General features: G+C 64.0%; 6 protein-coding genes. 4 read left to right on the top strand and 2 right to left on the bottom strand.

Annotated elements, in window-relative coordinates; genetic code table 11:
- The first annotated feature begins 4 nt into the window (after nucleotides 1-4).
- The 3 genes from HYH08_RS08670 to HYH08_RS08660 all read left to right on the top strand — a co-directional run bounded on the left by HYH08_RS08670 (nucleotide 5) and on the right by HYH08_RS08660 (nucleotide 4067).
- Nucleotides 5-793, top strand: coding sequence for an ABC transporter ATP-binding protein (locus HYH08_RS08670; protein ID WP_220009345.1), 789 nt, complete (start codon nucleotides 5-7; stop codon nucleotides 791-793).
- A 96-nt stretch (nucleotides 794-889) separates the two neighbouring features.
- Nucleotides 890-2728, top strand: coding sequence for an AMP-dependent synthetase/ligase (locus HYH08_RS08665; RefSeq protein WP_220009344.1), 1839 nt, complete (start codon nucleotides 890-892; stop codon nucleotides 2726-2728).
- 139 nt (nucleotides 2729-2867) lie between these two features.
- Nucleotides 2868-4067, top strand: coding sequence for an ABC transporter substrate-binding protein (locus HYH08_RS08660; RefSeq protein ID WP_220009343.1), 1200 nt, complete (start codon nucleotides 2868-2870; stop codon nucleotides 4065-4067).
- A gap of 185 nt (nucleotides 4068-4252) precedes the next feature.
- Here HYH08_RS08660 and HYH08_RS08655 read toward each other — a convergent pair whose 3' ends face one another.
- Nucleotides 4253-5377 (bottom strand): lysozyme inhibitor LprI family protein, encoded by a 1125-nt coding sequence (locus HYH08_RS08655; protein ID WP_220009342.1) that lies wholly within the window; start codon nucleotides 5375-5377, stop codon nucleotides 4253-4255.
- 94 nt (nucleotides 5378-5471) lie between these two features.
- Nucleotides 5472-6191: a transglutaminase-like cysteine peptidase gene (locus HYH08_RS08650; RefSeq protein ID WP_220009341.1), complete on the bottom strand. Its 720-nt coding sequence runs from the start codon at nucleotides 6189-6191 to the stop codon at nucleotides 5472-5474.
- Between the two features lie 725 nt (nucleotides 6192-6916).
- Here HYH08_RS08650 and HYH08_RS08645 point away from each other — a divergent pair.
- Complete coding sequence (locus HYH08_RS08645; protein WP_502787562.1) at nucleotides 6917-16018, top strand: FecR domain-containing protein; 9102 nt, start codon at nucleotides 6917-6919, stop codon at nucleotides 16016-16018.
- Nucleotides 16019-16062: the final 44 nt, after the last annotated feature.

The raw sequence follows: 16062 nt of genomic DNA, 5'->3' as shown, positions 1-16062 counted from the left end.
CGCGATGGATGCTGCGGCGACACCAGACATCATCCTCAAGCTCAGCAACATCGAGAGCTATTACGGGCCGATCATGGCGATCCGCGGCATCTCGCTGGAAGTGCCGCGCGGCCGCATCGTCACGCTGCTCGGCGCCAACGGCGCCGGCAAGACCACGGTGCTGAAGACGATCTCCGGCATCCTCGATCCGCAGAAAGGCGCGATCGAATTCCTGGGCAAGCCGATCCAGCGCATGGAGGCAGACCGGATCGTGCGGCTCGGCCTCAGCCATGTGCCGGAGGGACGCGAGGTGTTTCCGTTCCTTTCGGTGCGCGAGAACCTGATGATGGGCGCCTATCCGCGCAAGGACCGCGACGGCGTCGCGGGAGATCTGGAGCGCGTCTACGGCTATTTCCCGCGATTGAAAGAGCGCCTCAACCAGCCGGCCGGCCAGCTCTCCGGCGGCGAGCAGCAGATGCTCGCGATCGGACGTGCGCTGATGAACCGGCCGACGCTGCTGCTGCTCGACGAGCCCTCGCTCGGCCTGTCACCGCTGCTGGTGAAGGAGATCTTCACGATCATCCGCCGCGTCAACGAGGAGCAGGGCATGTCGATCCTGCTGGTCGAGCAGAACGCCAAGGTGGCGCTGGAGACGGCGCATTACGGCTATGTGCTCGAGATCGGCCGCATCGTGATGAACGACACAAGCGACCGCTTGATGCATTCGAAGGATATCCAGGAGTTCTACCTTGGCGCCAAGGAAGCCGGCGCGCGAGGCGAGCGGCGCTGGAAAAAGAAGAAGACGTGGCGTTAGGGCAAGGACTGGCGTTAAATGAACTGACCCGTCCGCAACGATAGACCGCCGGCAAGGCAGGCAGCGGAGGGGGAAAGCGGCAAGGAGGGAATGCGCATGGCCAGACCGGCGGTGCTGACAGTCGCTGACACGATCGCGAAGAGTTTTTTGCGCGCCGCGGAGACGCGCGGCGAGCGGCCGGCCATTCGCGAGAAGAAATTCGGGATCTGGCAGCCGACCAGCTGGCGCGAATGGCTGGAGATCTCGAAAGAGGTCGCCTACGCGCTTCACGCCATCGGCTTCGCCGCCGGCGACGTCGCCTCCATCATCGCCAACGCCGTGCCCGAATGGGTCTATGCCGACATGGGCATCCTGTGCGCCGGTGGCGTCTCCTCCGGAATCTATCCGACCGACTCGGCGTCCCAGGTCGAATATCTCGTCAACGATTCCCGCACCAGGGTGATTTTCGCCGAGGACGAGGAGCAGCTCGACAAGATCCTCACATGCCGCGTGCGCTGTTCTTCGCTGCAAAAGATCATCGTGTTCGACATGGAGGGGCTACGCGGCTTCTCCGACGACATGGTGATGTCGCTCGACGAATTTCGCGCGCTCGGCCGCAACCATATGGTCGGCCGCGAGGCGCTGTGGCGTGAGATGCTCGACAGTCGCGGCGCCGGCGACCTCGCCGTGCTCGTCTACACGTCCGGTACCACGGGGCCGCCGAAGGGCGCGATGCATGCCAACCGCAGCGTCACGCATCAGATGCGGCATGCCAATGATTTCATCCCGGCGCGGGAGCACGAAGAGCGGCTGATCTTCCTGCCGCTCTGCCACGTCGCAGAGCGGATCGGCGGTTATTACATCTCGGTCGCGCTCGGTTCGGTCATGAACTTTGCCGAGAGCCCGGAGACGGTGCCGGACAATCTGCGCGAGGTGCAGCCGACCGTCTTCCTCGCGGTGCCGCGCATCTGGGAAAAATTCTATTCCGCCATCACCATCGCGCTGAAGGACGCGACGCCATTCCAGCAGTGGGTCTACCGTCGCGCCATCGATGTCGGCTATCGCATGGTGGATTGCCTGCTCGAGGGCAGGACGCCGCCGCTAGGCTTGCGCATCGCCAACCGCATTGCCTACCAGATCGCCTTCCGCAACATCCGCCGCATGATCGGGCTCGACCGCTGCCGCATCGCCTTTACCGGCGCGGCGCCGATCGCGCCGGATTTGATCCGCTGGTTTCTAGCGCTAGGCATCGACATGCACGAGGTCTACGGCCAGACCGAGAATTGCGGCGTCGCCACCATGATGCCGGCGCGGCGGATCAAACTCGGCTCGGTCGGCACCGCGGTGTCCTGGGGCCAGATCGCGCTGTCGCCCGACGGAGAGATCCTGATCAGGGGCGATTTCCTGTTCATGGGTTACCTGAACCAGCCGGAGAAGACCGCCGAGACCATCGATACCGGCGGCTGGCTGCACACCGGTGACGTCGGCACCATCGACAATGAAGGTTTTGTCCGGATCACCGACCGGATGAAGGACATCATCATCACATCAGGCGGCAAGAACATCACGCCGTCCGAGATCGAGAATCAGCTGAAATTCTCGCCCTACATCTCCGACGCCGTCGTGATTGGTGACAAGCGGCCCTACCTCACCTGCCTCGTCATGATCGACCAGGAGAACGTCGAGAAGTTCGCCCAGGACCACGACATCCCCTTCACCAATTACGCCAGCCTCTGCCGCGCGGCCGAGATCCAGGACCTGATCTGGCGCGAGATCGAAGGCGTCAACGGCAATTTCGCCCGCGTCGAAACCATCAAGCGATTCTATTTGATCGAGCGTCAGCTCACGCCGGAGGACGAGGAGCTGACGCCGACCATGAAGCTGAAGCGCAATTTCGTGAACAAGCGCTACGCCGCCGAGATCGACGCGATGTATCGCGAGCGAGCGGTGGCGTGACGCGCATGCCCCTGGAAAAGTGGCAACCGGTTTTCCGATAAAGGGGCATGCGCAGAAAAGAAAAGTTTCGTTCGAGACAGCGAAGGAGCGATGGCCCCCGCCCTTCGTAGAACACGGGCCTTCAGGAGAGGAGACGTCAATGTCGAGATCGTTGAAAGCGTTTGGCCTCGCTGTGGGCGCAGTTGCGCTCGCCTGCCAGCCGTCCCTGGCGCAAACCAAGGTCACCAATGAGGGCATCTCGGCGTCCGAGATCGTCATCGGCACCCATCAGGACCTCTCGGGGCCGATCAAGGTCTGGGGCGTGCCCGTGTCCAACGGCATGAAGATGGCGGTCGAGGAGATCAACGCGGCCGGCGGCATCCAGGGCCGCAAGATCAGGATGATCCTCGAGGATAACGGCTACGATCCGAAGAAGGGCGTGCTGGCCTCGCAGAAGATGGTCGAACGCGACAAGATCTTCGCCATGATCGGCTCGATGGGCTCGGCGCCGACGCTCGCCGCGCAGGATATCCTGTTCGACGCCGGCGTGCTCCAGCTGTTTCCGCTGACGGCGGCCGAGTTCACCTTCAAGTTCGATCCGGCCAAGCCGCAGGAGCGGCTGAAGTTCAACAACCTGTTGCCTTATGTCGAGAGCACGCGCGCCGCGCTGAAATACATGGTGGAGTGGAAGAATTTTGCAAAACCCTGCATCATGCATCAGGACGACGAGTACGGAAAAAACGTGCTCGACGGCTTCAACCAGCAACTCACCGCGATGAAGCTGCAGCCGGCCTCGGTGACGAGCTACAAGCGCGGCGCCTCGGACTTCAGCGCGCAGATCGCCAAGATGAAATCCGACGGCTGTGATCTCGTCGTGCTCGGCACCGTGATCCGCGAGACCATCGGCGCTATGACGGAGGCGAAGAAACTCGGCTGGGACGTCACCTTCCTCGGGGCGACCCCGACCAACGTGCTTGAAGTGCCGGCACTCGGCAAGGAGGCGGTCGAGGGCCTCTATGCGGCCTCGGGCTTCGAGATTCCCTATGAGGACACCGCCAAGGGCAAGGTTCACGACTGGCTGATCAACTACAAGAAGATGTTCGGCACCGACGCCAACACGCAGGCGATCATCGGCTATAATGCGGTGATGACGTTCGCCTTCTATGCGGACAAGGCGGGCAAGGATTTGACCGGGCAGAAGATGCTGGCCTCGCTCGAATCAGGCGAGAAATTCCTCGATATCTTCAACTCGCCGCCGACCAAATTCTCCAAGACCGACCACCTCGCCAACACCATCACCCAGGTGCAGCAGGTCAAGGGCGGCCGCTGGGTTCTGGTGAAGGACAATCTGATGTTTTGATATTTCTTCGCCTCTTCCCGCGTGCGGGGAGAGGCCGGAATTTGCGAAGCAAATTCCGGGTGAGGGGGACTCTCCGCGAGGGCGACTCTCACCATCATCGCGCAGATAGCCCCTCACCCCGGCCCTCTCAGCTCGAGCGAAGCTCGTCGCGGCCCCGTAAGAACGGCGAGAGGGAGAGGACAGCCCTACGACCCCCCGCTTGCGGTCCCAGAGTTCACCGGCGCCAATTCGTCCTCGCGGCAGCGCCAGCCGTCGGCGGCTTTCACGAACGCAAACGTCCGCTGGATCCTCAGCCGGCGCGTGACGTTGAAGGCCTCACCTGAGCGCTCCTTGCCGACCGTGCCCGGCTGCGGAAGCCCGGTCCTCGGGTCCCAGCAGGTGCCGGTGCAGCTCGATGCGACCTTGCTGCAGGTGGTGAACGGCGCCAGCACGACCATCTCGATCTCGCCGGTGACCTGTGCGTCCTGGTCGGTCAACTGAATGTCGAGCGCATGGACGCGGTTGATGCGCAGGAAATTGCCGCAGGAATTGGCGGCGTGAATCCGCGCGGCGCAGAAGTCGACGGCGTCGGTGTCGGGCATGCGGGCCGCGATCTGCCGGCCGAACACCTTTTTCGGATCGCCTTTGGCCGCGGCGATCTCGGCCGTCTTGCGCTTCAGGTATTCGGCGAGGCAATCTTCCGCGGATTCGAGCTCGGCAAGCGGCACGTTCTCCTTGCCGACCAGATTGCATTTGCGGTCGCGCTCCCGCGTCCATCGTCCGTATTCGGCGTAGGCAAAGCGGGCCGCGGTCGGATCGAGCTTGCCGATCAGGCCGAGCACCTGGCCGTTGAGCTCGGTTTCGCTGAGCGCCAGCGACGGGTCGGCGCAGATCACCGCGCCCGCCGCGGTGTTGGCCGCCAGACAATCGAAATCGGGATCGCGCAGGATGGCAGCGCGCTCCTCGGTCACCTTGAGCAGGCACGCCCTCACCTGATCGAACTCGTCGGAGCGGATCGCGGTCTGGCCGACGATGCCGCAGCCGAGATTGCGCTGGCGGGTCCAGGTCGCGTTCTCCTCGATCGCGGGCAGGCGGTCGGGCAGACGGGCGAGCCGCGCCTCGATCGCGCTGCCCAGCTTCTCGGCGGCGGCGGCAAGCTCGGCGTCGCCACAGAACAATTGATTGCCGGGATCGCGGATCTGCTGGCAGTTGTTCTTGGCGAACAGCGGCAGCCTGTCGGCGATGGAGCTTTCGGACGGGCCGGATTGCGCGGACGCAGGCGCCGCCGGGAGCGCCAGCAGCGCAAGCATAGTCAGCACGATGAACCGCATTCCAATCGCCCCCGCATCGAAGGCGCCATGCTAGCGGTCCGGATCGTGCGGTGGAATGGGTTTGTGGGGAAGGTCTATCGGGCGACGAGCGAGATCAGCGGGCCTCCGACAACCGCACCGGCTCGTCGGCATATTTCAGCACGGCCGACTGATAGAGCACGAAAAGCGGCTGGTAGGTGCGCGCCTCATCGTCCTCGACCATCGCCATGCGGCGGTTGTCCAGCATCAGCCAGTGGCCATCGAGCTTGGCGGCGGCAACCGCATGCTCCTCGCCGACCCTGACATCGCGCACCACCACGATGCGGAGATCGTTGCTGGCCACGCCAGCGAGCCGGAGCGCGGCCAGCTTGGCGATTGCGTAGTCTTCACAGTCGCCGGCGCCGCGCGCGAAGGTCGCAAGCGGCGAGCTCCAGACGTCGTCGATGCCGTCATTGGCGGCGCGGATGGCGAGGTTGATGGCGCGGTTGGTCTCGCCGAGCCTGGCGCGGCCGTCGCGGCTGCGGGCCTGGTCGACGATGGCAAGCAGCTTCAGCGCCGCCGGGGACGCGCAATTATCGCGGTCGCCGTCGCACAACGCGAGCTGCACCATGTCGTCGTCGAGCTTCTGCTTCAGCTCGGACCATTTGTGCTGGAGGCTGCCGGACGAAATGGCGAAGGCGAACACGCCGAACGGCTCGGCGGATTTGCGCACGAGCAGGCCTGCGCCCGGCGACAGCAGCGTGCCGGCGCGAAGCTCGGCGGCGGACCCGAACAGGATCAGTCCGCACAGGACAAGGATTGCGCGCCAGGCGCGCGAGCGAGCAGCGGTCTCCATCTGACATCCCCTTCCGGCTTCGTAAGGTCCCCGTCGACCTCAACGTGCCGGGCGTTGTTGCTTTCGCGGAGATAGTGCGAGGCGGGCGGTTTTGTTCTGCTTAACGCGCCCGGCAGGGGTCCTAAAACCGTGGGACAGGCTGAAACGCGACTGGCCAAATTGCGTAAAATTTTACGATTCGCCGGCTAGCTCGGGCCCGACCGCGGCGAAACGGAATCAATTGCAGGCACAAGTTGTAACGGAGCCGATTCTGCCTCGTATGGCTAACAGCCCGCTATTTCACGGGTTCTGTTAGTTGGGTCACAGATTTAACTCCGTATTTGCCGCAGGATGTTGCGGGGTACCACGAAGGGAAGTGGACGCAAGTATTCGCGGACTTCTCTTCGCAGCCGATTACCTTGGATGACTGGAAATGCGCGCGATAAGCCGAATTCGACTGCAAAATATTCGAAAAACGACTTCGGTATATCTGCGGATGTCGCCGTAGGCATAGTCGTCGATGGCCAAGTGACACGAAATCACACAAGCAATAGATGGTTTCGCTAAGGACTTGGTAATGCTAAGCAAGCTTAGGCGGTCGATACTTACTTAGATTTTAACCCTTTTACGGTGCCCGGTTGAATTACGCTGGCAAATTTGACGCCGCGAACTCCTTGGACGGCCAGGTTTCCCGCTCGCCTGCGGACGGCCGTGTCGATTCCTTTACGGCCAAGGCACATGGTCACGTGCCCGATGGCGCGTTCGTCGTTCCCGATCCGAACCTGATCTTCAACGCCGACTTCAAGCGCGCCGGTCTCGACCTTGTGCTGTCCCACGACGGCCATGAGTTCGTCGTTCACGATTATTTCAGGGGCGACAAGCGCGCCGCGATCGCCTCGCCCGATGGCGCCCATCTCACCGGCGACGTCGTCAATGCGCTCACCGGCCACGTCCAATATGCCCAGGCCGGGTCCGGCGCCGCCGCCGCCCAGGTCATTGGCCACGTCACCAAGCTGTCCGGCAGCGCGACCGCGGTCCGCAACGGCGTCTCGGTCATCCTGAACAACGGCGACAATGTCGAGAAGGGCGACGTGGTCTCGACCGGCGCCGATTCGACACTTGGCATCACCTTCATCGACGGCACCGTGTTCGGCCTGTCCTCCAATGCGCGGATGGTGCTGAACGAGATGGTCTACGACCCCAACGGGTCGAACAATTCCTCGCTGCTGAGCCTCGTCGCCGGCACCATCACCTTCGTCGCCGGCGAGACCGCCAAGCATGGCGACATGAAGATCGACACGCCGGTCGCTACCATGGGCATCCGCGGCACGGCGGTGCTGACCCAGATCAACTTCGTCGTCCCCGCCGGCGGCGGCGATCCGCAGCCGCAGGCGAGCTTCCAGGTTCTGGTCGAGCCAAACGGCACGACCGGCTCCTACATCCTGTTCGACAAGGTCACGCTGCTGCCGATCGCGACGGTCAATCAGGCCGGCCAGATGATCCAGATCAGCGGGGGCAACGTCTCGATCACCAATGCACTGATGTCGCCGGACATTCAGAAGCTGATCACCGACGTGTTCACGCTGAAGTTCACCGATAATAACACCAATACAAAGCTGACCACGAACTTCACCGACACGATCACGCCGACCAGCGACGGCGTGTTGATCAAGACGTCGAGCGGCGCAACCGCACAGGTGATCGTCGCCAACACGGTCAGCGGCAGTGGCTCCGGCGGGTCGTCGAGTGGAGGCAGCAGTACGTCCGATCGTTATCCCGGACCGCCCGACGCGCGCATCCTCGACGCCAACGGCAATGTGACGACGGCGCTCGCGACGGCCGAACAGGCTGCGGCGACCGGCGATCGCGCAGACGGGACCGGCGCGCCTGTGCCTTCCGACATCACCATCTTCCACGTCAACTTTGTCGACCAGAACCTGGGCGACCGGCCAACGGTGTCGGTGAACGTCGACCCATCAAAATACACCTACAAGGACGCTGGCCACCACGACGTCACCAACTCGCTCACGGCTCTCCAGAAGCAGGACATCGCGGCGACGCAGGTCCAGATCTCCGTCGCAGCCGCCGCCGGCAATAACAACAACGGTTCGGCGACCCTGACCTACTCGGTCCCAGACCACGTATTTGACTTCCTCGCGGCCGGCGAAACGCTGACGCTGACCTACATTGTCACCGTGAATAACAATTTCGCGGTCAATCCCGAATCCACGAACATCCCGATCACCATCACGATCACCGGTACCAACGACAAGCCGGTGATCACGACCAGCGTTCCGACCATCACTTTCGAAGGCGGCACCAGCGTGCCGGGCGGTCCGCTCACCAGCGATGTGCCGAAGTCGGGAACGCTGAGCTTCACCGATGTCGATCTTACCGACACGCACACGGTGTCGGTGGCGCTGACCAGCGCGACCCTGCCTGGCGGCGCCGTGCCGCCGGGCCCGCTCGCGGCGTTCCAGAAGGCGATGTCGGTTGCGATCGCGGCCGGCGCCGACAGCACCGGGGACGGCACCGGCACCATCAACTGGTCGCTGGCCGACCTGCCGGTCTATCTCGCCGACTTCATCCCGAAGGGCGAGGTGCTGACGCTGGTCTACACCGTGACGGTCACGGATTCGCAGGGCGCGACCTCGAAGCAGACGATCACCGTCACAATCAAAGGCACCGACGCGCCGGCGGTGGTGTGGATCGCGACCGACAAGGCCGGCGCGCCCTCGGGCGGTTTCTGGAAGGATGCGGCCAACTGGGAAACCGGCACGGTCCCAACCATCAATGACGACGTCATCGTCATCACCGATCAGCTGCACGGCCTGACGCCGTCTTATCCGGTGACGATCGACGCCGCGGCCTTCGCCAAGTCGGTCACGATGAACGACTTTGGCGGTCCGCCGCCGAAGCTGATCAACCTGAGCTCGCTGACGATCTCAGGCGCGCTCAACATGAGCGCAGACTCCATCCTCACCAACGTTGCGACCGGAACGATGTCGGTCGGCGGTAAGGCCGAGATCCTCGGCACCAGCGTGCTCACCAATGCCGGCCATCTGACCCTCGCCGGCGGCGGCGATTTCGCCAAGGGCACGGCGATCACCAATTCCGGCACCATCGAACTGTCCGGCGGCACGCTGAAGACGCTGGCCACGATCCACAATGCCGGCGGCACGCTGAAGGCGGATGCGGGCACGACGCTGATCGTCGACACCGCGATCGTGGATGGCGGCACCGTCAACATTCTCGGCACGCTCGAACTCGACGGCACCAGCCTGATCGAGAACGGCACGCTGAACAATTCCGGCACGGTCAAAATCAAGGGCACGGCCGAGTTCGCGAGCGAGACCGTCTCCAACACCGCGAGCGGTTTGATCGAGGTGCTGGCGAATGGCTGGCTGACGATCCACCAGGGCTCCAATGTCACGAACAATGGCGCGGTCACCGTCGACGTCAACGGCAGGCTGACCGTCAACGGCGCGACGATCGACGGCGGTGGGGATCCCGTCCTTCACGGCTGGTCGGGATCCGACGGCGGCGAGAGCGGCACTGGCCTTCATGCGTTCATCGATTTGCCATCGCGCGGCGGTACGGTCACCAATAGCGGCGAGCTCGATCTCACCGGCAATGCGGTTCTGACTAGCGGCTTCCTGAAGAATAATGCGACGCTCAAGGCCAGCGGCACCGGCAACGCGCTAGACAGCGAGACCGTCACCAATGCCGGCACCATCGAAGTGCTGGCGAACGGCGTGCTTGCGATCGACAAGGGCTCGACTGTCGCCAACACAAGCGGTAGCGTGATCATTGATGGCACTGGCGCTCTGACCCTAGACCACGCCACGATCAGTGGCGGCGTCGTCAAGGGCGCCGGCACGATCGACGTCACCGGCGCCAGCAAGATCGACAGCGGCGCCACGGTCAGCGTCAGCACCATCACCGCCGATGCGGCGCTGACGCTGGACGGTGTCACCGTCTCCGGCACCGTCATCACCGACAACTCCAGCGTTGCAATCGCCAATACCGTCAGACTCAAGGACGGTGCCACGATCCAGGGCATTTCCAGCTCGACCAAGGGCCCGATCACCAACAATGGCACGCTCGAGATCGCTGGTGCCGCGACGCTGCTCAATGACGTCGTCACCAACGCCGGCCATGTCATCAAGATCGACGATGGCCAGACGCTGACGCTGTCCGGCACCGAGATCACCGGCGGCACCATCAACAATTACAGCCTCGGGACGGGCGGCACGATCGACGTGACCGGTGACAGCGCGATTGGCGGCAGCGCCACTCTGAACAAGGGCGCTGTCACGGTCGAAAACGGCGTCACGCTGACGTTCGGCGACGCGACCGTCGTCGACACGGCGATCACCAACCATGGCACCGTCGGCGTCGCCGGGAGCAAGAAGACGACGCTGAACGGCGCGAGCCTGAGCGGTGGCACGCTGGCCGTTTCAGGCACGCTGGATTCAACCGGCACCAGCATCCTCACCGGCGCGGCCATCACCAATAACGGCCTGATCGAGGCGCTCGGCGGCCTGCTGACGCTCGCCGCCACGACTTCGGCCGCCACCATCGCCAACGCCAACACGCTCCAGGCCAATCTCGGCGAGCTCGACATTGACCATCAGGCCGTCACCAATACCGGCACGCTGGCCGCGATCAACGCGGGCACGCTGAAGCTGATTGGGATGACGGTGACCAATACCGGTGGCACCGTGTCGGTCGCGTCGGGCTCCACGCTCGACCTCGTCGGGGCAATTGTCGATGGCGGCACCGTGACCGTCACGGGCACGCTGGAATCGACCGGCACGAGCGCGATCGACAGCGCCGACATCACCGTCGCCAGCACCGGCATCATCTCGGTCACCAACGGCACGCTGACGATCGACCCCGCGACGCTGCACGCCATCACCAATCACGGCCTGATCCAGGCAAGCGCCGCCGAGCTCGATATCACCAGCGAAGACATCACCAATTCCGCTGATCTCAAGGCGATCAACGGTGGCACGCTGAAGCTGGTCCATCTCACCGTCAGCAACAGCAGCACCGGCGCGCTCGCAGTCGACGGAACGTCGAAACTCTACCTGACCGACGTCTCGATCAACGGCGGCAGCCTGAGCAATGCCGGCAATCTCTACAGCGTCGGCGCCAACATGGTTACCGGCAGCGTCACCAACACCGGTAACATCGAGGTGCAGAGCGGCACGCTCAATCTCTCCGGCGGCCTTTACGGCGTCGGCAAGATGATCGTCATTGACGATGGCGCGACGCTGGAACTCGGCGGCGCGGACGCGCAGACCGTCACGTTCGCCGGCAGTTCCGGCACGCTCCAGCTCGACGCCGGCAGCCATGCCTTTACCGGCACGATCGCTGGTCAGGCCTCGGCCGGCGGCACCTTCACCGTCACCGGCGATGCCGACATCAATTCGAAGGCGGGCGACGCGCTCGACTTCTCGGCATCGGGCGGGACGACCGGCAGTCATGGCAATGTCGTGCTGACGCCGACCGGCGCACTGACCGGCGCGGTCAACGGCGTCGTCGCGACGCAGAACGGCACCGGCAGCATTTCGCTGACCGCGACAGGTGACATCAAGGGGCTCGCCGGCAACGGCATTGTGCTGCGCGACAGCGCGACCGGCTCCGGCGATATCACCGTCAATAATCTCACCGGCAAGGCGACCGGCACCGGCGCGAACTCGGTCGGCGTCCTTGTCGAGAATCTGAACAGCGCCAATGCCGGCGACATCTCGATCACCCAGCGCGGGGGCGCCGTGGGTGGCGCCTTCGGCATCGACGCGTTGACCGGTGGTAACGGCGACATCATCATCGACGCCGGCGGCACGATCACGGGCAGCTCCATTTATGGTATCCGGTCGCGCAGCTACGGGGCCGGCAACCAGACCATCACGACCGAGGCCGGCAGCGTCATTTCGTCGGGCAGCTCAGGCGTCGTCGCCGTCAATCGCGCGATCTCGCTCGGCGAAGCCGCCGGCAGCACCATCACGGTCAACGCCTATGGCACGATCAACTCGGGCAGCAGCTCGAACCTCGGCGGCAATCCGCCGGCAGGCATCGAGGCCGGCTACACCGGCGCCACGACCGGCACCAATGCCAATACCGGCGTCAACGGCACGGTGATCGTCAACAACCACGCCAACATCACAGCTGCGGCCGGTCACGGCATCAACGCCTATAACTATGGGAATGGCGACGTCACGGTGAACAGCTTTGCCTGGACCACGATCACGGTGTCCGGAGCGCAGAGTGTCGGCATCAATGCCGTGGCATTGAGCGGCGGCCCCGGCGACGTGACCGTCACGCTTGGCGAGAACGTCACGATCTCGGGCGCGACTAGCTACGGCATCAGGGCCCACAGCGTTGACCAGGGCGACATCAGCGTCACTCTGGCCAAGGGCGACAGCATCACGTCCGGCAGCTCCGGCATCGTGGCCGTCAGCTTTGCGACCGCGATCGCCGCCGGCGTCGGCAGCACGATCTCGGTCGAGGCGCACGGCACCATCCATTCCGGCTCGACGCTGAACAACGACGGCACCACCCCGGGCGGGATCATCGCCGGCTACAAGCCCGGCGGGAACGGCACGTTCTCGAATGCGGTCAATGGCGACGTCGTCGTCACCAGCGACGCGACGATCTTCGCGGATGGGGGCTACGGCATCGAGGCGTTCACCTACGCTGCCGGTGACATCACTGTCATGACCGGCGCGACATCTTCGATCATCGCGACCGCTGGCACGGCGATCGGGGCCTTCGATCACGGCGGCGGCGACGTCAGCGTCACCAACGACGGCTCCGCCTCCGGCACGATCGGTCTGGCCGCGCTCGCCACCGGCGGCGGCGACATTACCATCGTCAACCATGGCCACATCAGCAGCACGAGCCTTGCCGGCATCAGCGTCACCCAAAACGGAACCGGCGCGATCGGCTCGACCCATATCACCAACACCGGCTCGGTCGCGGCTCCGACGGGCCATACCGCGATCTTCATCCAGGAAAATACCACCGGATCGGCGACGATCGACAATTCCGGAACGATCGGGCCGGCTCTCGCCTCCAATGTAACCGCGGCGACCTACGCCATCGTCGAGACCGGCGGCGCCATCACGATCAACAATAGCGGCCACATCAACGGCAACATCTCGGTCGCCACGGCCACGTTCAACAACAACGCTGGCGGTATCTGGACGGTCGCCGGCAGCGGCGTTTTCGGCAATGCGTCCTCGATCGTCAACCACGGCGCTATCGATCTGCATGGCGCGTCGATCTCCGGGACCGGACTGACCATCGAGAATTACGCGGACATCGACAGCTGGGGCACGGCGTCAATCTCGGGCACCATCGCCAATGCCGGCGCCATCGAGGTCCATGACGGCGAGTTGACATTGTTTGGCACGCTGTCGGGCACCGGCTCGGTCACGGTCGACGCCGGCGCGCTCCTGAAGCTCGATGGCTCGGTCACGCAAACGATCAACCTCGCGGGCGACGGCGCCGCGCTTCAGATCGATACGTCGACCTTCGGCGGATCGATCGCGGAATTGTCCATGGCCGACACGATCGACCTGTCGAGCATCGTTTATGATGACGGCACCTCGGCGACCTACAACGCCGCGACCGGCGAGCTCGTCGTCAGCGACGCCTACAACCACACGATCACGCTGAAGCTCACAGGTGGCGACTACAGCAATTATCATTTCGCCGGCAGCGACGACGGTCATGGCGGCACGCTGATCACGATCAACGCGAACGACGATGCGCCTACCTTCGCCGCAGCATCGCTGACCGCCACCGTTCCCGAACGCGCGAACACCACCGGCTCCTCCGCGCCGGACCCGACGCCGACCGCCGCCACCGGCGCGATCGGCTTCAAGGACGTCGACCTGACCGACCGGCCGACGGCCGGGATCACGGGCCAATCCGTGACCTGGTTCGATACCGATGGCACGACGCCGCTGACACTGACGGGCCAGGAAACCGCGCTCGCGCAGGCGCTGACGCTGCTGCCTCAGACCGGCAAGAATAACGGCACGGTGACCTGGAGCTATTCGGTTGCCGACAGCGCGCTGGATTTCCTCGGCGAGAACCAGGCCGCGAAAGTGGTTTCGACCGTCACGCTCGACGACCATCGGGGCCAGACAATTACGACCGACGTCACCATCACGCTCACTGGCAAGAATGATGCGCCGGTGATCACGGCCGAGGCGGGGGACAGCGCCGGCGCGACCCTGCCGGAGACCAATGCGGGGCTGGGCAAGACCGGCACGCTGACCTTGTCCGACGTCGACGCCACCGATCACGTGAGCGTCGTGCGCGACAGCCTCTCCGTCCATCTCGACGGCGTCCTGAAGACCGACGACGTCGGTGGTCTCTCGCACGCCACCCTGCTCAGCTATTTCACCGTGCCGTCCGGCGACATCCTGAACGGCACCGCCAACCACGCTCAGTTCACCTGGGCGTTCAATTCGGGCGGCCAAGCCTTGGACTTCCTTGCCGCCGGCCACACGCTGTCGCTGCAATACACCATCGTGCCGGACGACGGGCACGCCGCGACCGGCACCGGCAATGGCGTCGTCACCATCAATATCGCCGGCAGCAACGATTCTCCGACGCTCGACAGCACGGCGCTGGACGCCGTCGCCGGCAATGATAACAACCCGAGCGGAGCTGCGATCAGCGATCTCTTCGCGAACAAGTTCCACGACGCCGACGCCGGCGCGAGCTTCACCGCCATCGCGGTCACGTCGGATACGGCAACGGCCGATCAGGGCGTGTGGCAATACCAAATCGCCGGCACCGATCATTGGGTCGATATCGGCGCGGTTAGCGATACCCATGCGCTGGTGCTGAGCCCGGATACGCTGCTCCGCTTCGTGCCGGCCGAGGGTTTCAGTGGCACGCCGGACGCGCTGGGCGTCCATGCCCTCGACGATACCTATGCTGGTCTCATCTCGACCGACGGGTCGGCGGCGACGACCGATATCACTGCCATGGCCGCCGACGGCACGGCGCCGGTGTCGGGCCAGCTCACCACGATCAGCACGAGTGTGACCGCGCCGCCGGCCACCGGGCCGGTGATCGATACCGATCACTTCTATGTCGAGCACATCCGTGAGAACAGTACCGACGTCATCCACGATATCGTGGTGACCGACACCGATGCCGGCGCCACGACCGACGAGTTTACCGTACAGGTCTCAACCGCGCATCCCGATCTGAGCCAGGTCAATTTCTATCCCGCGTGCGGCTCGCTCAGCGACATCAACAACGGCTTCGAGACCGGCATTGCCTACAATCCGACCGGTGCCAGCACGGACGAATACCCCCAGCCGCCGGAGACCGACAAGATCACATTGACAGTGACGGACAAGGCCACGGGCCTGTCCGACACGGTTAACTTCATCTTCAACGAAGCTGGCGACGACAGCCAGGGCGTCTGGCTGCAGGGCGCGGGCGGCAAGGACGTCATCTTTGCGTCCACGACGAACGACACGCTGACCGGCGGCGGCGCGAAGGATCAGTTCGTGTTCACGCCGGCTGCGATTGGGTATGACGACGAGGGGCACCCCATCCCCGACTTCTCGCACACCATTACCGATTTCACGCTCGATCTGGACAAGATCGACCTGCGCCAGTTCTCGGGTGTCACCTCCATCGACAATCTCCACATTGTTCAGCAGCAGGACTCCGACGACACGCTGGTCACGTGGCAGCAGCAAGTGACCCCGCCGGAGGGAGCTCCGGTCACGGAGACCGAGTCGCTGCTGTTGAAGAACGTCATTGCGGCCAATCTCAAAGGCAGCGATTTCATCTTCCACATCACCTGATCCCCTTGCTTGGTAAGCTCGGCCGCAGCTTGATCGTGGCAAAA

This window comes from Bradyrhizobium sp. BR 10289 (assembly GCF_019455385.1).
Taxonomy (GTDB): domain Bacteria; phylum Pseudomonadota; class Alphaproteobacteria; order Rhizobiales; family Xanthobacteraceae; genus Bradyrhizobium.
Note: the sequence above shows the minus strand (reverse complement) of the source record. Positions and strands in the feature narration are given on the sequence as shown.